At 36.4% G+C, this 19,915-nt stretch carries 15 protein-coding genes; all 15 read right to left on the bottom strand.

Features of this window, described 5'->3' with window-relative positions; genetic code table 11:
* Position 1 precedes the first annotated feature (1 nt).
* The gene (locus HPY74_11015; protein ID NSW91178.1) at positions 2-610 is read right to left on the bottom strand and encodes a YIP1 family protein; all 609 of its coding nucleotides are present in this window, start codon (positions 608-610) and stop codon (positions 2-4) included.
* Positions 611-613: 3 nt separating this feature from the next.
* The gene (locus HPY74_11010) at positions 614-2,089 is read right to left on the bottom strand and encodes a hypothetical protein (protein NSW91177.1); all 1,476 of its coding nucleotides are present in this window, start codon (positions 2,087-2,089) and stop codon (positions 614-616) included.
* A 47-nt stretch (positions 2,090-2,136) separates the two neighbouring features.
* Positions 2,137-2,973, bottom strand: coding sequence for a carbohydrate ABC transporter permease (locus HPY74_11005; GenBank protein NSW91176.1), 837 nt, complete (start codon positions 2,971-2,973; stop codon positions 2,137-2,139).
* 50 nt (positions 2,974-3,023) lie between these two features.
* Positions 3,024-3,935 carry a sugar ABC transporter permease gene (locus HPY74_11000; protein ID NSW91175.1) on the bottom strand — a complete coding sequence of 304 codons (912 nt, stop codon included), beginning with the start codon at positions 3,933-3,935 and terminating at the stop codon, positions 3,024-3,026.
* Positions 3,936-4,048: 113 nt separating this feature from the next.
* The gene (locus tag HPY74_10995; GenBank protein ID NSW91174.1) at positions 4,049-6,913 is read right to left on the bottom strand and encodes an extracellular solute-binding protein; all 2,865 of its coding nucleotides are present in this window, start codon (positions 6,911-6,913) and stop codon (positions 4,049-4,051) included.
* Positions 6,914-7,000: 87 nt separating this feature from the next.
* Positions 7,001-7,588: a hypothetical protein gene (locus HPY74_10990; protein ID NSW91173.1), complete on the bottom strand. Its 588-nt coding sequence runs from the start codon at positions 7,586-7,588 to the stop codon at positions 7,001-7,003.
* Positions 7,573-8,889 carry a xylanase gene (locus tag HPY74_10985; GenBank protein NSW91172.1) on the bottom strand — a complete coding sequence of 439 codons (1,317 nt, stop codon included), beginning with the start codon at positions 8,887-8,889 and terminating at the stop codon, positions 7,573-7,575. The genes HPY74_10990 and HPY74_10985 overlap by 16 nt, the downstream gene beginning before the upstream one ends.
* Before the next feature lie 168 nt (positions 8,890-9,057).
* The gene (locus HPY74_10980; GenBank protein ID NSW91171.1) at positions 9,058-11,808 is read right to left on the bottom strand and encodes a beta-galactosidase; all 2,751 of its coding nucleotides are present in this window, start codon (positions 11,806-11,808) and stop codon (positions 9,058-9,060) included.
* A gap of 209 nt (positions 11,809-12,017) precedes the next feature.
* Positions 12,018-13,076, bottom strand: a complete 1,059-nt coding sequence (locus HPY74_10975; protein NSW91170.1) for a LacI family DNA-binding transcriptional regulator — start codon at positions 13,074-13,076, stop codon at positions 12,018-12,020.
* A gap of 109 nt (positions 13,077-13,185) precedes the next feature.
* Positions 13,186-14,256 (bottom strand): DUF1841 family protein, encoded by a 1,071-nt coding sequence (locus tag HPY74_10970; GenBank protein ID NSW91169.1) that lies wholly within the window; start codon positions 14,254-14,256, stop codon positions 13,186-13,188.
* Between the two features lie 75 nt (positions 14,257-14,331).
* Positions 14,332-14,469, bottom strand: a complete 138-nt coding sequence (locus HPY74_10965; GenBank protein ID NSW91168.1) for a hypothetical protein — start codon at positions 14,467-14,469, stop codon at positions 14,332-14,334.
* Positions 14,470-14,474: 5 nt separating this feature from the next.
* A complete protein-coding gene (locus HPY74_10960) occupies positions 14,475-15,278 on the bottom strand; it encodes an SWIM zinc finger family protein (GenBank protein ID NSW91167.1) in 804 nt (267 codons plus the stop codon).
* Between the two features lie 70 nt (positions 15,279-15,348).
* Positions 15,349-18,606: a DEAD/DEAH box helicase gene (locus HPY74_10955; GenBank protein ID NSW91166.1), complete on the bottom strand. Its 3,258-nt coding sequence runs from the start codon at positions 18,604-18,606 to the stop codon at positions 15,349-15,351.
* Between the two features lie 578 nt (positions 18,607-19,184).
* Positions 19,185-19,592 (bottom strand): PIN domain-containing protein, encoded by a 408-nt coding sequence (locus HPY74_10950; protein NSW91165.1) that lies wholly within the window; start codon positions 19,590-19,592, stop codon positions 19,185-19,187.
* The gene (locus HPY74_10945) at positions 19,589-19,843 is read right to left on the bottom strand and encodes a CopG family transcriptional regulator (GenBank protein ID NSW91164.1); all 255 of its coding nucleotides are present in this window, start codon (positions 19,841-19,843) and stop codon (positions 19,589-19,591) included. The genes HPY74_10950 and HPY74_10945 overlap by 4 nt, the downstream gene beginning before the upstream one ends.
* Between the last annotated feature and the right edge of the window lie 72 nt (positions 19,844-19,915).

The following is a 19,915-nucleotide window of genomic DNA, read 5'->3' as shown; positions in this document are numbered from 1 at the left end:
ATCACCATCTTCTAAAAAATTCATTGACAACTGTAATAATAAAATTTACCATTTTGCTCATGATAGTTAAGTAAAGCATAGTCAGAAATATAATTATTATTGCTGCTACAAATGTTGAAATTATCATCAATATGTTTGTAAAAACAGTATATTCGTGAATTACACAAAGCCCGGAAAAGACAAGAAAACAAAACCACACTGTTCCAATCGATACAAATGCTATCAATATAGGCATTTCTTCATAAATTATAAAATTGCTTAAAATGACACCAATCAAGTCAAATATAATTTTAGGAAATAATGAATAACACACTACTACGTATATATCTCCTATACTGCCACTCCCCTCAAATATTGTTGTTACACTCCAGTTACTTACAACAAAAAGGATAATAGGAAATAGAGCAAGTACAAATATTCTTATGCTGTTCATTCTAAATATAGGATTATTATTCATTATAAATCCTGTATATTGATAAGATATAATTTGCAATAGACCATATAGAACCAATAGCGTGGTCGCAATTATATATTTGCCTTTTTTTTGTAACCTGGTTTGATAAAACCCATCAAAGGGGTGAAAGTTTACATAAATTAACTGCTTTAACATGAATCATCCTTCCTTTGACTTTATTTTCTTATAATACCTGTATTCCGAATAAATGATATATCCTATAAATATGAGAACTACTAAAGCAAACCATATAAACTCTTCTTGAATCTTCTGAGCCCTATATCCATTGTATGCTTTCGAGTAATATGCCCTATCATTTCCCAATTTTAAGTAGTACATGGCTTCTTCGAATTTATCCTGCATTAGAAGATTTTTACCAATACCGGCATAAGCAACATCATAATTTGAATTCAATGATAAGGCTTTTTCAAGCAGTACAGCCGCTTCGTCCCATCTGCCATGATAATAGCTTTCTGCTGCTCCAAGGGCAGCTTCACCGAATTCGGTTTGCTGGTATATGAAAGCCTTTACAAGCTTTTTGTCGGTTATAATGATTTTCTTGCTATACCATGCAATACTTGTTGGTTCCTGCAAATTCCCTTTAATATTTCCCAATCCGCCAAAAACATTGAGAAGATCGCCATCAAAGTTATAAATAAAAACTCTACCCCTGGCTTTATCAAGCAAAGCGTACGCTCCAAAGTCCGATACGGCAATATCGACAAACATGCTTTTCAGTTGATAATCCGCATCTGTTAAATCCCCTATTATTTTATTTTCACCAGCCCCTCTGAGTACATTTTCCCCTTTTGCATTTAAGCGGAATACCTTGTCAACTGCAGCTGCATCAAAAGTCGTCGCATAAACAAAACCCTCCTGATCTATATCCAGATTGTTAAAAGAAGGTGCATACACTTTTCCCATTTTTTCCTTTTGTGCTTCTGAAGCTATAGTCTTCCAAAAATATTCAATAATACTGGTCTTTGGCTTATTAACACCAAAATATCTTGAAAAGCTGCCATCATTATTTAATTCAATTATACCTTCGTGGTTTCCTTGTACTACTGTATATATTCTTCCTGCGTTATCAACAACAATTTTTGATGGCCTGAATACCGTAACTCCAACCATATTATCCGGTCTCTTAATAATTCTTTTCAAAAAATATTTTTCGCTATCTAAAATTATAATTCTTTCATTGCCTGTATCAGCTATATATATTTCTTTTATATCCTCTTTAACAAATACCCCCTCGGGGTTTTTCAAAATCACCTGTGTATTGGTTTCAGGATCAACGACTATTTTATTATCCTTATCTTTAAGCAACTTGACAGATATTATAAGCTTATTGTTTTCGTCAAATATGTTGAGTCTGCTCTCAACCGAATCTATCAAATATATCTTACCATTACTGACAAATACATCATCAACGCTTGATAAAGGTATATTATCCATATTTGTATAATCAATTGTTTCTACAAGTTCATATGCAGGAATACTTTTTTGTGGATATCTCCAGGAGTCATATATATAGTTAGTCTCAAATGTATATTCTGCGTTTACGGATATACCCGGTATAATTAAAGAAAAAATAGTGGTAAAGCATAATAAAAGCAATAAAAACTTATTTTTCATAATTATTAAATAACATCCTCCTTCCCAGAGTTTTATTCTTTTGAGCCTTATTCTTTTATTCCTGATGTAGCCATAGTCTCAATAATATTACTCTGAGATATTATGAAAACTGTTATTGGTACTATCAGCATAATTAGTGTAACAGCAGATGCAACACCGGTTCTTACAATACCCGCGCTTATTATCTGTGATAAAGCATAACTTACCGGCTTTAGTTTCTCTGAATATATAAACGAGCCCCCTGTTGTACCCCACAGAGATTGAAACGATAATACAATTAAAGTTATCCACGCCGGTTTACAAAGCGGCATAACTACGCTGAAAAATATCCTATATTCACTTGCACCATCCATTTTAGAAGCCTCTAATAGGGAATCAGGTATTTGTACCATATTGTTCTTCATTAAATATAATCCCAACGTTGATCCTGCCGCAGAGATAATCACCGGCCAATAACTATCAATTAAGCCCAATCTTGACATAATTATGTAGTTAGGTATTGCTGTAACTGTAGCGTTAAACATTAAAGAATAAACAATTAAATTTGACATTATTTTTGACCCCGGAAATTTATATTTTGCAAGGGGAAAAGCTGCCATTGAACCAATAAAAACGGTCGCAAGCGTTCCCATAATGGTAATAAACACAGTATTAAAAATATATCTTGAAAAAGGTATCCATGAATTTCCTATAATAATGAATAGGTCTTTGAAATTGTTAAGAGTCGGGTTGTGAACAAAAAGCCGTGGCGGAAACAGAAAAATCTCATTTAATGGTTTAAATGCATTATTAATAACAAACACAAGCGGCCATACACTAAAAATCCCGAATAAACCCAATATTATTGTTAGGATAATATCAACAGCAAGGCTTCTATTGGACATCTTCCGCCTTTTTAATATTTTAATTTTCTTGTTTGCTACAGCTATCACAGTTATTCACCGACCCTTCTTAAAAGCTTTTGCACAATGATATTGGATAACATCATTATCAAAAACAATAAAGTAGCTATGGCTGATGCGTATCCCATTTCAAACCTTATATTCCCATAATCATACAGGTGTGTAAGTATTGTATGCCCAGCATATTCAACAGATGGAAAACCCGCAAGTTCCATGGATATACCGGCAACAGACAAAGATTGCGTTATCTGCATAACTGCACCAAACATTAACTGAGGCCTCATAGAGGGAAGAGTAATATACCAAAGTTCTTGCCACCTGTTTTTTATTCCATCAATAGTCCCAACTTCATACAAGCTCTTATCAATTGTTTGAAATCCGGCAATAAAAGCGAGGAAACCCACGCCAAGACTCAACCACAATTGAACAAGAATTAGTATAGGCATAACATATTCTTTTGTATCAAACCACAAAATAGGTTCTGAAACTAAACCTAACCGCATAAGCCATGCATTTATGTATCCGTACATATCCGAAGAAAATATAAGTTTCCATATTAAATAAGCGTTTCCTGATATTGACGGGGCATAAAACACCAAAGTCATAACAGCCCTTATTTTTGGAGGCAGTTCATTAATTAACCATGCAAACCCAAAACACATTATATAACTTATTGGTCCGGTTATAAGAGCAAAAAGCAGTGTATTTTTAATTGCTATAAGAAATGTGCTATCATTTACAATTAAGTTAATATAGTTACTCCATCCGTCAAACTTAGGTAGCTCTAACATATTAAAAGAAGTAAAACTTAACATAATTGAGATCACAATTGGAATAACAGTAAAACAAATAAATATGACTGCAAATGGAGCTATCAACAAATATTTTTCTCTATGATGCTTCCATGTATCCGAAAATCTATTTTTTATGTTTTTTGTGGACAAGATGGCATGTTCAATAGCCAATGTCCTGCACCTCTTTCTATTTCTATTTTATATATAATTTTTAGCACATTTATAATTTATAATAAATGCCAATTTAAATTCTATTACTTTCTTTACTCTATATATGATAAGTGGAATTCTTTCCTCTTTTTAGTCAACTCTTTATCTATCTCTTTAATATTGAGATAAAGCGCTTCCCGTGGATTTTGCCCATCTGTTACAACCGATTTAAATGCATAATCAACCATCCTGAATGTCATGTATCCACCCGGGACCTCAGGCACACCCTCACTCGACTCAAATTGCTGCAAGAGTTGATCCATAAATTCTCTCGGCCATGCCAATTGCACTAAAACATTTCTATTTGCAGTAGGATACCTTGCAGCTGTTCCCATAATTGCTTCCAGGGCATATGCGTACCTCAACTGAATATCATCACTAATCCACCACTTTATAAAGTCCCAGGCATCCTTCTTGTTTTTTGCCGATTCCATCAATATACAGTGCGAGGTATCGGAAACAATAGTATTATTGATATTACCGTTACTGTCAACAATTCCGGGAACAGGTGCAAAAGACCACAAACCTTTTATCTCAGGTGCAAATATTTCAAGTTGGTTATAAGTTGTATAAGATGCTATACCTATAGGTATTTCGCCTGTCCTAAACCTATTTGAAAAATCCACTGTAACCGGAAGTTTATAAGCGGTGAAAAATTCAGTAAGTTCTTCAAATGCAAGCATTGCGTTTTCTTCAATAAGCCCACTTGCAATGCCATAATTCTCACCATCACCTTTATAAATATCTCCCCCATACTGAAACACCAAAGAGGAAAATATAGAATTAGGTAACCAAAAATCATAATTGTTCATATGTAATATGGGAATAATCCGTTTAACTTCCTCCCATGTCTTTGGAGGTTTAAGTCCAAGCTCGTCTAGGATATCCTTTCTATAAAACATCATCATAAATGCTTGTTGTTCCGGAATCCCAAAAATTTTATTATCAAATGTAACAGTTTTTAAAGCACTCGGGTAAAATTTTTGTTTCACTGATTCAAAATCATCAAACTCTGTCAGGTCAGTAAGAGCATTACGCACTGCAAAATTCATTACCGTGGATTGTGATACATTTAAAACCACATCCGGTCCCGTTCCGGCCAATGTTGCAGGGATTATAACATCAAGAGGTATCAGTTGTAAATTAACAGGAATACCTGAAATTGGCGAATAACTATCGTCAATCAAACTTCTTATTATCTGAGCTTGGTCCCTTCCCGAAGATATCCATACCTTAACTGCATCTTTACCTATGTCTTCTTCAGTTTGCAGATTTGTATAATCAACAAAAAATGTAGATATAAATCTTACTATTTCATAATATGCCTTTACAAAGAAGTTTGGTTCCGGTTCCGGGAGTTCGGCATTTTCAGCCGATAGTGTTAAGCTATCTATTTCAAGCGGCATCTCGGAAATGTATAACATCCATGTTCCAAGTCCGGATATATTCTGTTTAAATGATGATAGCTCCAGAACAACATTCTCCGCGTTTTCGCTGAGTTCTGCTGCCTGGGCTGCCATTTTTTCTATCATTACGGTTTTATCGCCTTTTTCTTTTGTTATTTCGACTAAATTGTCAACTACCTTGTAAAGCCTCTCACTTTCTATTTTAAGTTTTTCTCTGAAATCTGGTATTTTTTTCTCAATTTCATAATCTATGAACTTATCAGGAACAAGCCCTGTTATTTGAATTGTTTTCCTGTATATTTCATTCAATACACGCAGGCTTTGCTCAACTTCAGCCATTTCTTGGCTGAAATCACCAAGTACTACTTCAAGGCTGATTGTATTTTTACCTTTTTTAAAATAGAATAAATATGGCCCATTTTCATCGCCGCACACATAGTTTTGGAACGTGCCGCTAAATTCAAATCCAATCTTGCTGGCTTCTTTAAAAGGCACCTCACCATTTATTCGAAGTTCTCTATATGATTTAATCCCCCTGTTAACATTTTGTCTTCCCCTGAACGATAGCCGGTATAGACCCTCCTCAGGCACCTCAATCTCCCAGGTTATAAAATCCCCTACCGTCCTCCAACTATTTCCCCCAATCGTATTCAACTTAATTTTATATGGATGATAGGGTACAGTATTAGGACTGCTGTAATCCGAACCAACCACAATGGACGGAGAAGATTTTTTAATTCCTAAAGTCCTGTCATCAATGCGTTCAGCTTGATATATAATATTCTTGCCACTGTAAAGCGGGTATTTTTGTTTTAGCTGTTTTATCACCTCATTATAAGGTTGTAACTCAGGTGCTGCTTTCAAAGTTATTTCGACAATTTTAAGTGGTTCTTTCAATGATTCAAATGACAATGTGTGTTTACCTTCGGAAAAATAAAATGCATAAGGCTTTAAGCTTCTTCTCTGGGAATCTCTTATATATACTCTTTGCCACTCGGAACTTTCAGTTGCAGTAGGCAGTATTTCGTTGCCATTTTTGTTTAATATTTGCCCATTGTCCCATATCCTGTTAAAAACAATCTGCTCCATGCCTTTAAATAGTATTTTATTATCGATATACATTTTACGTTCTATGCCTGAATTAGTTCCTTTTATGGGAAAATACATAACCTCAATGTTATAAAATCCTGCTTCTTTTATTTCAAACTGCCAGATTATAATTCCTCTGTCACCTGTATTTATACTATCGTTATCAATAGAAACCATCATCTCATCGGATTTTGTAAATTGAGTTAAATCGACCTTGACTTCCGATGTGGCCATTTTGCTGTCATAGCCATTATCAATAAGATAATTTAAATATGACTCTTCATAAAATTCCCCATTAGTATAATTTCCTGGTATATTTTTCTCGGCTTCAACTTCAACAGAAAAAGGGAAAAAACATCTAAACGAAGGAAGGATACTAAATAAAATTATAAAAATCAAAAACAATACCATTAATTTTTTCATGATTATCCATTCCCCCATCATATCTCAATACATCATTTTTTGGGCACTTCAAATTCTGAAGTGCCCAAAAAATGTACTACACATAAATTATTTAACAGTCTTTTCAACAGTCACTTTGATAGTTACTTTTGTTTCATTGCCAACAAAGTCAGTAGCTGTTATTTCCACAGGATAAGTACCGGCTGTTGTAGTATCAAGCTGACTGATATCCGCTTTTATACTGAACTTAATATCCAGTCCATCTTTATCAGTAGCAGATTCAACAAAATCATTCGCCCAATTTATGCTTGCAGCGTCTTCATCTCTTGCAATTTTCCTGTATTCAGACTTGATTATTAGGGTAGGCTCCTTTTTGTTGTTGGGATCGTATATAACAACTGATATGCTGGTCTTGCCTTCATTTCCTGAAGCATCTTTAATTGATGCTTTCAATGCTTTGCTGTATTTGCCAACTTTATTAAAGTCTACAGCACTTACATCAATAACTGCTTTAGATATGTCAAGCTGCCCATCCACATTGTCAGTAGCCTGGATATACGTTCCCCAGTCAATTTTTGAAGGATCTGTGCCTGCAGGAAATGCAAGCGGAACGCTGGAATTTATCAGGGAAATCCTGGGTGATATATTATCAGTAACCTTATTTGCCTTCAATGCTTTTTCTAAGGTATAGTCCATGTCTCAGTTTTTGATATTGTGTCAACCAGTTCGCAATCATAATTTTCCGACGTTTCATAAACTTTGATGTTTTTACTCTTTATCTCCGAAAATGATATTGTTTTTGAATTATTTGCAGGATTTATTACAACTATAACTGTTTCCTCCCCTACTGGGTTTACATATGCAGATACCTTAATTTCATTATCCTGGCATTCGACACCAATTCTCTTGTAACCATTATCAATAAATTTTGCGTAATTCCCAAGGGCCCAGGCCCGTTTAGCCAATCTGTACTTATGAGTGGGAATGTCAACATATACAACCCCATCACGATAGTCATAACATGATACTGCCAGCCAATGCGACCAGGAAACAACTGATAAAATTGTCATATCTTCATGTATGGTTGTTGCCATAACCAGGGCAGCATCCATTCCAAAATTCCTTCCATTAACCATTTCGCACCATTCGGTTTGATGAAGAGGAACCATGTCTTTAATTTGGGAGAAATAGATGGCTGCCTTTTTCTTGTCTTTTTCATCAGACCAGTAAGAATGTACTGCCCAGTGGTCTATAGCTCTAGATAATATTTCATCATCCATCACTTTTTTATACAAGGTCAAAGTATATCGTTCGTCATACCATTTGCCCGACTCAGGTATGGAAATTTTCACAGGGAGATTCCTTTTTTCCAGTTCAAGTACTACTTCTCTCGCCAGTTTTATTACTTCATCCGGTTCATAGTGGCATCCTTCCTGCCCGCTTTTCCAATCCCATTGGGGCTCATTTATTGGGCTTAAATATTTTACCGGTATTCCTTCATTTAATATAAGTTCGGTTATATCAACAAGATACTTTGCAAACTCATGCTCTTTCCCTTCAGCCAGGTTGGATTTACCGCTTTCTTCGCCGGAGGTATTCCCTGATTTTGTAAGCCTGGCCGGTGGACTATTGGCGAATAGCACAACTGTGTCAGCTCCACACTTTACCGCTTCTTTCAAAGCTGTAATAGCATTTTTATCCCTGTTCAAATCATAAACGCCGGGGGATACTTCGACGGTCTGAGTCTTCCTCCAGGGGTCCCACGGTTTCGAAGGCTCTCCGGCTCCAATGTTGTATCTATAAATATTAAGTCCTATGCCTTTCTCATTATCGTAAAGGTATTCAATAATTTCACTAAGGTTTTCCCATCCTCCTACATCCTGCGCCCACCAGCATCCGGATGCTCCAAATCCCTCAATAGTTTGATATGTAGTACTATAGTTAAGTTTAATTTGTAATGTCAATACTTCAACACCCCCTTCTTTCGTTTTTTCCATTACCCCAACAGAATTTTCGCATGACACTAATAGGAAAATAGAAAAAATGCACAGGGTTAGCAAAAAATATTCTATTATTTTTAAGTTTACATATTTCCTATGCTTTCCAGGAATCATGGTACATTCCTCGTTTCTATGAAATTCTTATATTTTATACTTTTTATGCTTTCATCTTTTACTTTCCATGGTATCAATTACGGCAGGCTGATCTTTTGAAATAGCTTCTACCATAATAATAATATAATTATTCCCATCTTTCCTGAACCAGCAACCAGGGAGATATGCTAAATCTTCAATTCCACCTGCCATTACAGGTCGATTTGGAGAAGGGAGCCAGATCCTGCCAACTATATTTCCGTTAAAAAATACAGTAAGCTTTGCATTCTGCCCCTTAAACTTAAGCACATGACATGGATGCTCACTGTCAGGCTCAATTTTCCCAAATAACCATGTAATTGAACCTGGTTCCATAGTAAAAGGTAACTTTGTTGGAACAGATTTGCCTGAAAATTTTTCATATGCATTGCGCCATAATTCTTCCTCCTGGCATCCAGCCAGCAGCCAGTCATTGAATGCAGTACCGGCCAGTAAATATACTTTCCCGGAAGCCTCTGAATAATGACGTTTATAAAGTGTTACACAAACTTCCACTTCTTTTCTTTCGTTTATGAAAGGTGAAATATCCAGGTAATTATTATAAGCATCTACTTCTCCGACCAGTTTTCCATTAATATGTACAATTGCATTACACTGTATTTTTTCAAAATAAAGAAAACAATGATCAACATTCTCGGGTATCTGGAATTTCCTGTAATAAGAGCATTGGACAGGTTTGTGTGTCGTAAGCCATGATCCAAACGGTATTTTTATCTCATAAGGATTTTCGCAAATATGTTTTTTTCGGTAATCTATCTTAAGTCCCCAAAAATGAAGATGCTGCCTCTCGGTAATCAAGGTTGCTCCATCAAGGCCCCTCAAGGATTTGATACGCAATGCAGGTTTTTGTGAATCATCGAAGTTACTATGCCCCCAAATTTCTGTTCGTGCAACAATATAAAAATCATCCTCACTTATATTTTTTCCTAAATCGATGAATTCATAACTACCTACCGGAATTAAGGTATCTAAATATTTACCATTGCAATATACACTAACTACATCTGCAGCATTATGTAATAGTATACCCAGGGGTTTCTTGCCACCAGCTAGTACAGCATGTCCTTCATACCATCCATATCCTCTGTACAATCCCGCCTTTTCCATATGGATTGCATTCTTTCCCCAATAGACAGGCTGCAAATCCAGGTCGATTTTTTCATTTTCCATGATGGCTTTAGCCCATTTAATATCAAAAGTACCTTGTTCCCATTCTGAATTGAAATAACCAGGGGGAAAATAATGGAGATTGTCACCAGAAATATGAGATAATATTGGTGCTTTCTTGGAAGATACTCCATATAGAATTATCTTTTTACCATTTGTAAGTAAAATCTCTTCCCTGGTATCTTTCTCTCCATTGAAAATAAATATATAGTTTTGACTGCTGTCATTTTCATCAAAAATAAATTGTACTTCACCTTCTTCATCCGCATGAAATACAATAACAGTAGTATCTCCTGGAATAACAAAGCATGGTTCTGCGGAAGCAAACGCAATCCTCCCGGGAAGCCCCCAATTAGAAAGTTCAAAATCAAATAATACAAAGCGTGATTTTCCAGGCGGAATTTTCATTTTCGTCTTTTTAGGCCAGTACTCTCCTCTTCTTGAAATAACAGCACTAATTATTTTTTCATCAATATTTGTAATAGAAACAGCATATCCAGCATATTTCTCCTGTAAAAGAGAAAGAACAGGTACTTTCATACATCCTAATAAGCCATCAGCTTTTACTTCAAATTCATGATTTTCGTATAATTTTAGAGCTCCAGCAAGTGGTTGACCCATTGCATTTATAAAACCTGCCAGTAAACGTGCTTCGTGCGCTTCTTCACTTATCTTGCCAAAAGAGTCTACCAGTGACCCGAAGCCATAATTTGATGTCTGGAATGACACAGGTTGCCCCCAGTTGTTTACTGAATTTGTAAACCCGAAATCAGTACCTGCAACTTGATTATAAGGACTCAGGAGTTTGGCACCGCTTGCCAGTAATCTGCGCAGCAGTAAATGCTCTCGTCCTGTTTCGGTTACCATCAACGGGATCTCCATTTCTCCAAGCTGATTGACATAATTTTCTATTTCCTGTTCTAAATTTATAAGTCTTGAATTCAAATAAAAGTTCATAGAAGGAACAATACTATCTACCATACCCCATGCACCATAAATATCACCTTGGCCGGTGCAGGCAATACATGGAACTTCAATATTGTATTTATCAGCCATTTCCTTGAGAGCTTTCATATATCCGTGACGATCCTCACATTCGAAAAAATCCAGCTCATTTTCCAATTGTACAAGAATAACTGCACCACCGCACGTAACCTGGTGACGTGAAATAATAGGAAGAATACGGTCATACCATTGCGATACATAGGAAAGATATTTTGGATCATTGTCACGGATTTTCATTTGATCCTCTGCAAAAAGGTATGCAGGTAAACCGCCGCCGTCCCACTCTGAACATATATAAGGCCCCGGCCGGGCAATTACAAAAAGCCCTTCTTCTTTCGCCATGGTTAAAAACAGGTCAACATCCCGCTGATTAGAAAAAGACCACTCACCTTTTCTTAGTTCATGGTAATTCCACGGGAAATAAACATCAATACAATTATATCCTAAAGTACGGATTTTCCTCATTCGATCGCGCCACAGGCCAGCGGGTATACGAAAATAAAAAAGAGAGGCACATAATAAAATTTTATATTGTCCATTAATTTTAATTCCTCTTTTATCGAGGGAGACCCCGTTCTTTTTTTGTATCATGATAATAGCTAACCCCCAAAAATTTTACCACGAGAAAATTAATGAAACCGGTTTTACAATGTCGACCTATGAAGTGGTAAAATATAAATGCTTATTTTAAGCATATCATAAGTCATCCGATTTGTCAATAATGATTAGAAAAAAAATTTTTAGGTAAAATGGAAACTATTTTTATTCTTTTAATGAAAGCGGTTTCAATTTAGCCATAATTATAATTCCTTTTCCGATTTGGCAATTATACATGAGTCTCTTATGACCAGCTGTGTTTCTAATTCAATTACCTTTTCTGGATTTTTGCCGTTTAATCGCTGATATAATATATCAACTGCATATTTACCTACTTCTTTTAGATTAATGCCAACCGTAGTTATTCTTGGTATCATGTATTCATTCAGGTAAATATTATCAAAACCTACTATTGACATATCTTGAGGTATTTTTAACCCGAACCTTGTAGCAGTATAAATTGCCCCGATTGCTACAAGGTCATTTATGCACGCAATTGCAGTGGGCCGATCATTCATCTGCAAAAGCTTTTCAAATGCACATATTCCTGCATTGATATCAAATCCGCTTTCTATAAACCATTCATCATTAAATTCCAGGCCTTTTGCTGTCATAGCCTCTTTTATTGCTTTTAGCCTTTTTTCAGTTGGTTGAATTCCAAGGACTCCTCCTATAAACCCTATTTTCGTATGCTTGAGAGATACAAGGTAATTAATCATTGCCCGTATGCCCACTTCATCTTTTGTGATAATCCTGTAGCAGTCAAGCCCTTCTATCTCTCCATTAATCATTACCACTGGAACACTTTCAATCAGCTTGATTAGCTTTTGCAAATACCCTGGTTCAACTTTTGTCTCGTTAATATGTCCCCCCATCATTATAACTCCATCTACCATTTTTTGGCACAATATACCAATATAATTTTCCTCCATATGAGTATTGTTGAGCATGTTATCATTTATTGTATTGCACAGTAGAATTGTGTATCCCAATTCCATGGCATATTTTTCCGCCTCAACAAACACAGTCCCATAAAAAGGGTGAGTGACATCCGGGAGAATGAATCCAATCATCTTCGTTTCCTGGTTGGAAAGGCTCCTGGCAATAACACTTGGCTTGTAGTTATATTTTTTTATGGTCTCTTCTATTCTTCTACGCTTCTCTTCCTGGATATTTGCACTACCTGTAAGAAACCTGGAAACTGTTGATACTGAAACTCCAGCTTCTTTAGCTATTGTATAAATTGTAACCTTATTGGACATCTTGCTATTACCCTCCTAGCTCAGGTATAATTACCAACACACATATTATATCATTTTAAATTGTTACAGTTCAATTATAACCTCCCTTCCACCTGTGTTTACCTTTTAATCAAGTCATATCTTCCAAGGCTTCAACAACAGCATCATAAATAAACCTATCCAATTTATCTCCTATTGACTTTAATTGTTTTAATACTTCTATGGCTTCATTCTTCCTCCCTATATTTTCTAAGAAAAGAGCATAACGATACTGTCCAAAGTACCATTCCGGCATATCTTTAAAAATTGATTCATATTCACTTTCAGCTTCGTCTATCTTACCCAGCTCTTCCAGAAAATCTGCCCTGTCACAGCGTAACTCTCCTCTTTCTTCTTCACTGCTTGATAAGGGCAAAAGCTTTTCTATAACTTCAATCCCCTCTTCTGCAAGTTCTGGGTTGTTTTGGCATAAAAATAATAAATCCGTATAAGCATTTCTTGTTAATTTTTCGTCTCCCAGGCTCTCTACAAAAGCAATATTTTCTTTCAATGCCATGTAAGCTCCCTCTATGTCACCGTTTTCTTCCAAAAAAGCGGATACATGGGCCCTGTTTTCCAATAACAAAATCGGATCGTCTATCTTTGCCTTCCTAAGATAACCCAGGGTTGCATAATGTCCAGCTCCCAAAATTAATTTTTCATTCGCCTTAATTTGAGAAATCATTCCACCCTGCATAGGCAAAATATGTTTAAATTCCTCTATACAGCAATGCTTGAATTTCTTTCCGCTGCCACACGGACAAGGATCGTTTCTTCCAACTTTATTAATTTTTCTCCCTAATAATCTCAATTGTCTCGAATAGTTTTCTTTATCAAATGAAATTTGATTTTTTAAGGTATTAAACAAATATTTAATAAATACAGAAACTATTGCTGTTCGAGCAGCATGACGTGACATACCGTTTTCCATTAATCTTTTTAAAGCAAGTTTTGTCTCCGGTGGATCATTTTTTAATATTTGATTCTCAATTATAGACTCTAATAATATGTGCAAAACAGGGTTTGTCTTATTTATTTCAACAGGACTTTTTACTAAATGCCGCCGTTCCCATAGCAACCGCAGGTCAGGATGATCTTCTAACACTATTTCTATTGCCTCACCTTCCGTGAATTGCTCTATTTTACCAAAATCATCAATCATTGTATCTTTCCTCCAGAATATTAAATTTTATATAGTAACTTTATCATATATTAAGACTATTGATTACATCTCCATTTAACAAACACATTTATCCGCCACAAACACAACTACCCATTCCGAAAACAGGTATCCGTCATAGTTCTTATGCAGTATTTCTATTAACTCTTCCACATCACTTTTGCTCATGGAAAACCCGGCAGTATCTTTAATCATCTGCCTTATCTTTCATCCAGCAGCTTTCTTACCTTTTGTGCAGCTCCATCATAATATAAAGCCATCAACTTTTCGAAGTCCTCTTTTTCTTTAAAGAACGGTAATGCTCCCAGACGTTTTATTATACTATAAGGCACTTTTGGAGAAGTAAATGAAAAAGCCATGTTAATAACTGCATCATCCAGGCCTTTAAATTTTTTCATTTCTTTCTGCAGTTCTTCAATGCTTATAGAATCATCCATATCTTCATTGTTTTTGCCAATCCCGATATCCCCGCCCCTGGCTTTTCTCAAGGCTTCCATCAATTCATCCTTCTCCATTCCTCTCAGTCGGAATATCATAAAAGGGTCTCTGTCAAACTCCTGGCCAATTACATAATACACTGCAGCAATATGTTTGCAGGGATTTGCATAATCAGGGCATGAACAGCTTGTCTTGATGCTCTTGGAAGATGTAGGGAAAAGGGGAGTTCCTGCCAAAACAAAAGCTTCCTCTATATTTTCCGGCATCTCACCGGTTAGTAGTTTAGCAGAAAATATAGCTTTTTCGGCCATCTTTTCAATTACATCTTCCCATTCCCAAGGTGCCAATTTGTCTACTTGTATTTTTACATTATAAGGTCTTGGCCTGCTTCCCTGCACTCTTGCTTCCACCAGCCCGGGTTTTAAGCTGATCTCCAGTACATGTCCGGTCCTTGCATAAGAGCGGCCTCTTTGCAGCCTGTTACTCCACCCATAACTTGCCAAAGCATTATTCCATTTCTGCGCCCACCAGCTGCTTCCGAATTCATCTTTTTTATTTCTACCCATATACTAATTAATTCTCCTTTACAGAATATGCTTAATATATTAATTTACATTGCATTGCATTGCTATAAACTCAGTCCTCTTCCATCAGCATATCATTATAATTCAACTTCATAAGTTCGCCAAGTTCTTTTGTAGTCATTTCGGTCAACCACTCTTCACCTGTACCCACAATAGTTTCGGCCAATTCTCTCTTTTCATCAAGCATTTTATCAATACGCTCTTCAAGAGTTCCTGAACATATAAACTTGTGTACCTGCACATTCTTCTTCTGTCCGATACGGAAGGCTCTGTCGGTAGCCTGATTCTCTACTGCAGGATTCCACCACCTGTCAAAGTGCACAACATGACTTGCCCTTGTCAGATTTAATCCTACTCCTCCTGCTTTAAGAGATAATATAAAAACCTGGGGAGATTTTTTATCATTCTGGAAGGATTCGATCATTTTTTCCCTGGTCTTTCTGGGCACACCCCCATACAAAAAATATGAATCAGCCTTGAATTGCTTTTTAATGACATCTTTAAGGATTTGACCCATTTCGGCAAACTGGGTAAATATAAGGACTTTATCTCCTTCTGCAAGTATTTCCTCAAGTATGCCGAAAAGCCTTTCCAATTTACCAGACCTTCCTTCAATATTGCTTCCATCCTTTAGAAATTGTACCGGATGGTTGCAAATTTGTTTCAGTTTTGAAAGTGCTGCAAGAACCATACCTTTTCTTTCAATACCAACCGACTCTTCAATCTTCTCAAGCATGTCTTGTACAACAGCCTCATAAAGTGTTGCCTGTTCTTTTGTCAGTCCACAATATACTTTTGTTTCAATCTTTTCAGGCAGATCCTTAATTATATTCGGATCTGTTTTTAATCTTCTCAGTACGAAAGGAGCAATAATGGATTTTAACTTTTTAGCTTTTTCCGCATTATGGTCTTTCTCAATGGGTACAGCATAATGGGTTCTAAAATAAGTATTGTTGCCCAGATACCCGGGATTTAAAAAGTCCATAATAGACCACAGCTCTGAAAGCCTATTTTCCACTGGTGTCCCCGTCAATGCAATACGGTAATCTCCTCTTAATTTCTTTACCGCCATTGTTTGTTTGGATCCCGGGTTTTTGATGTTCTGAGCCTCATCCAGGACCACGCCTGCCCAATTCACACTCTTAAATTCTTCCTCGTCCTTATGCACAAGGGAATATGTGCTTATTACCATATCATGGCATAATGCCTCTTCAGTAAAACTGCTGCCGCTTTTCCTCCCTTGCCCATGGTGAAGCATAACCTTCAAACCGGGTGCAAATTTCTCAAGCTCTTTTATCCAGTTTCCTACTACAGAAGTAGGGCATATCAAAAGGGTCGGCCTGTCGGTCATTTTTTCCTGCCGCTCAAAAAGGGCAAGAGAAATCAACTGTACTGTTTTCCCAAGACCCATATCATCTGCAAGACAGGCACCTATACCTCTTTCCCTTAAGAATGCAAGCCATGAAAAACCTCTTTTCTGGTATGGCCTCAACTTTCCGCATAATCCTTCAGGTGGAGGTAATTCTTTAAGCTTGTCCACACAGGAAAGTTTCTGCATAAAATCAGCCAGTTCCGTATCACCTGCAATACTATCAACCGGTATACCCTCTACTAATTCTTCATTGCCCAATCCCATCCTCAATATATCACCAAGTCTTATAGTATCATCCTGTCCTTTTCTTTTCCAAATTTCCTCAAGCTTTTCTATCTGTTCACGGTTAAGCTGGACCCATTCACCCCTTACTCTTACAAGGGGAACTTTAAGTTTGGAAAGTTTTTTGAAATCTTCATCACTGAGTACCACATCACCTATGGCAGCTTTCCAATCATATTCAAGAAGCGTATTAAGGTTCAAAATGCTTTTTGACACTGCACCCTGGGATTTTCCCTTAACGCCGACTTTAAGCCTCAGTGATATATTGGCAGGCTTTTTCCACCATGAAGGAGCAATTATGCCGAATCCGTTTTCTTCAAGAAGTACTGCACCTTCCTTAAAAAAACTGTAAGCCTGTTCTGTAGAAAGTATACATCCGGTAGGCTTCGCAGAATAAAGGCTTTCAAGGATTGGTTCAAAAACTCTGGAAGCAATACTTAAATCCTCAAGAAGCCTTTCTTGTGGGTTCCCAAAATTCCTTTGCAAAAAAGCAGTCACGCCTCCCGCTTTTTTCCAGATTTCCTCAGCAGAGACTAAAAGGCTTTGATCATCCCTTGCCTGGAGCAGGTAATCCAATTTCCAGCCCTTTTCTTTTCCTTCAGGCGGGGTTATTCTGAAACAGGTTCTAAAAGGTTGTTCTATCAAAGATGCTTTAAGAGAAGACTTCCACATTTTATGGCCTTCATACACTTCATACACATGGTCCTGTGCTTTTTTACCACCTTCAAATTTGAGAACACATCTATCATACCCTATGGACCTTACCCATGCCCTCTCTTCGTCGGATTTAAGCCTGGTATATAATTCAATGCCCTCTTCGCCTAATACAACATCCTCAAGAATATAATTTATTAGCCAGTTTATAAACGATTCTAAAATTTTACCGGAACCAGGACACCTGTAACTTTCCAATAACCCATCCATTGATGGTATTAAAGGGAAAACAGCCCTGCAGGATGGTGGCATTCCTGTACATAGGATTTTAAGCCGTTCCTTATCCTCACTCCTATCTGCAAGCATACTCCAATACGAATACGGGGAACCCTGTTTGTTTATTCCCATTTCAGGGTAATACCTGTGTTTTACAATTAATTCAAGTGCAAATTTGGCACACCGAGCCCAATAAATTATTTCAGGAGCTAATTCAAGCTCCGCTTGCTGTGATGCTTTATCTTCAATAGTTAACAAGATACTTAATGTAGACCAGGGAGTATATGCGACACCTTTTATTTCATAGGGAAAAATGTGGTTAATATCACCCTGTCTATTCACTTCACCTGGCTCATCCGAACCATTCGATTCATCTATGCCATCCGTATCATCTGTCTCATCCGACCCATTCATCCAATCCGTTCTATCTTTCGCATCCGTTCTATCCCTCTCATTCGCTTCATTTATTTCACTTAATTCATATGATTCAAGTCTGAATATTACGGCGGAAATATTTTTAATAATGGGTTCTTCCTCTTCCATTTCCTGGCCCAGAAATTGAATAACCTCATCTGTTTTAGCTAATCCCGGATATATTGGAAGTGCATTTCCCGAAATTTTTCCACGCCTCTTATATAATGTACTACCCTTTTCTCCCCAAAATAAAAAAGTCGCAGAGCCTTTTTCATTATCAATACTATTAATAAAATTCCCATGAAGCAGCATTAAAAAGTTTCCTTTCTTACCCTAGTAGTTTTGTTTTATAATGGTCAATAATTAAGTTAAATTTTCCATGTACCTTATTTTTCGGATACAGTAAATGGAAAGGTATAAATTAACCAACAAATACCAATGCATTAAATCTACTGTATATGTCAATGTAATAATAATAAACTAACAGTAGAGGGAATGCAAGTGGCAATAAATGTACAGGAAAAAATCAAATTATGTATAGACGGAGCACTGCCGCTCCTTATATGTCATTACATAAAATATGATTGATGATTAGCTTTATTGCATGAAAATATTGGGAAATACAATTATTATATACTAATTGTATGGTTAACATAATATGTTAGCGAAATATGAGTAAAAACATACTTTTATAAACTTATTTGTTTTATAATATGTTTGAAATTATTTTTGCTCAGGTAGCGCTTTTTCAGTTTGTTTACATTCCGGAAAAGTTCTACCAGGTCTATTTCCCAAAGATTCTTCGTATATTTTGGATAATAGGACTTGACGGTGAGATATGCAACCATGTTTTGTCTTAGTAATAATGGAAGATAGGAGCCTATGGAACACTATGGAACACAAGAAAACCCCATCTGTTGAAAATGCCTGTCAAAAGTAAACGCTTCTTTCAAACCCAACTCTTTCATTATTATAAAGCTGGTGCAATCCGTAAATGAAAAATTTTTATCGCTGTACTTGATAAAGAGATTCCATGAATTTTCCCATCTTTCCGCTGTTACAGGAACAATTTTTATGACCTTGCTTGCAAGTATTATGCGTCCGAATTCCACTGCCGATGTATGATTAATCCTGAGATTGAGAAGTGTAAGGGTTTCGTCTATTACATAATCACTGGTATACAATGTGCCGTTTTTTACGGCTGCATTGTTCCAGAAAGGGATGACTATTTTGTGGTTATCATCTGATTTATCATATATGGCACACCAGCCTGATGTATCAATAAAAAACGGCTTCATGCCTCATTTCCTTTCTCCGGATAAAGATAATCGTCATGATGAGATGAAAGGTCATGATTTTTGCTTTCAACCCTGCCTGCTAATTGCCATATAGGGTCCTTAGGCTTGGGAGTATTGGCATCCACTTCGGCAAAATATAAAACCAAGGATTCCCTGATTTGCTCTGCCATTGATTTGCCAGTGGCTTTAGCTCTTTCCTGCAAATTTTTATGAAGCTCTTCAGGTAAATAAATTTGTGTTCTGATAGCCATATTATACACCTCCATTATATATATACATTATACATTAATAAACATGTATTTGCAATACTTGTTTGCTCGCCG

It is taken from the genome of Bacillota bacterium (assembly GCA_013314855.1).
In the GTDB taxonomy this organism is placed as follows: domain Bacteria; phylum Bacillota; class Clostridia; order Acetivibrionales; family DUMC01; genus Ch48.
Note: the sequence above shows the minus strand (reverse complement) of the source record. Positions and strands in the feature narration are given on the sequence as shown.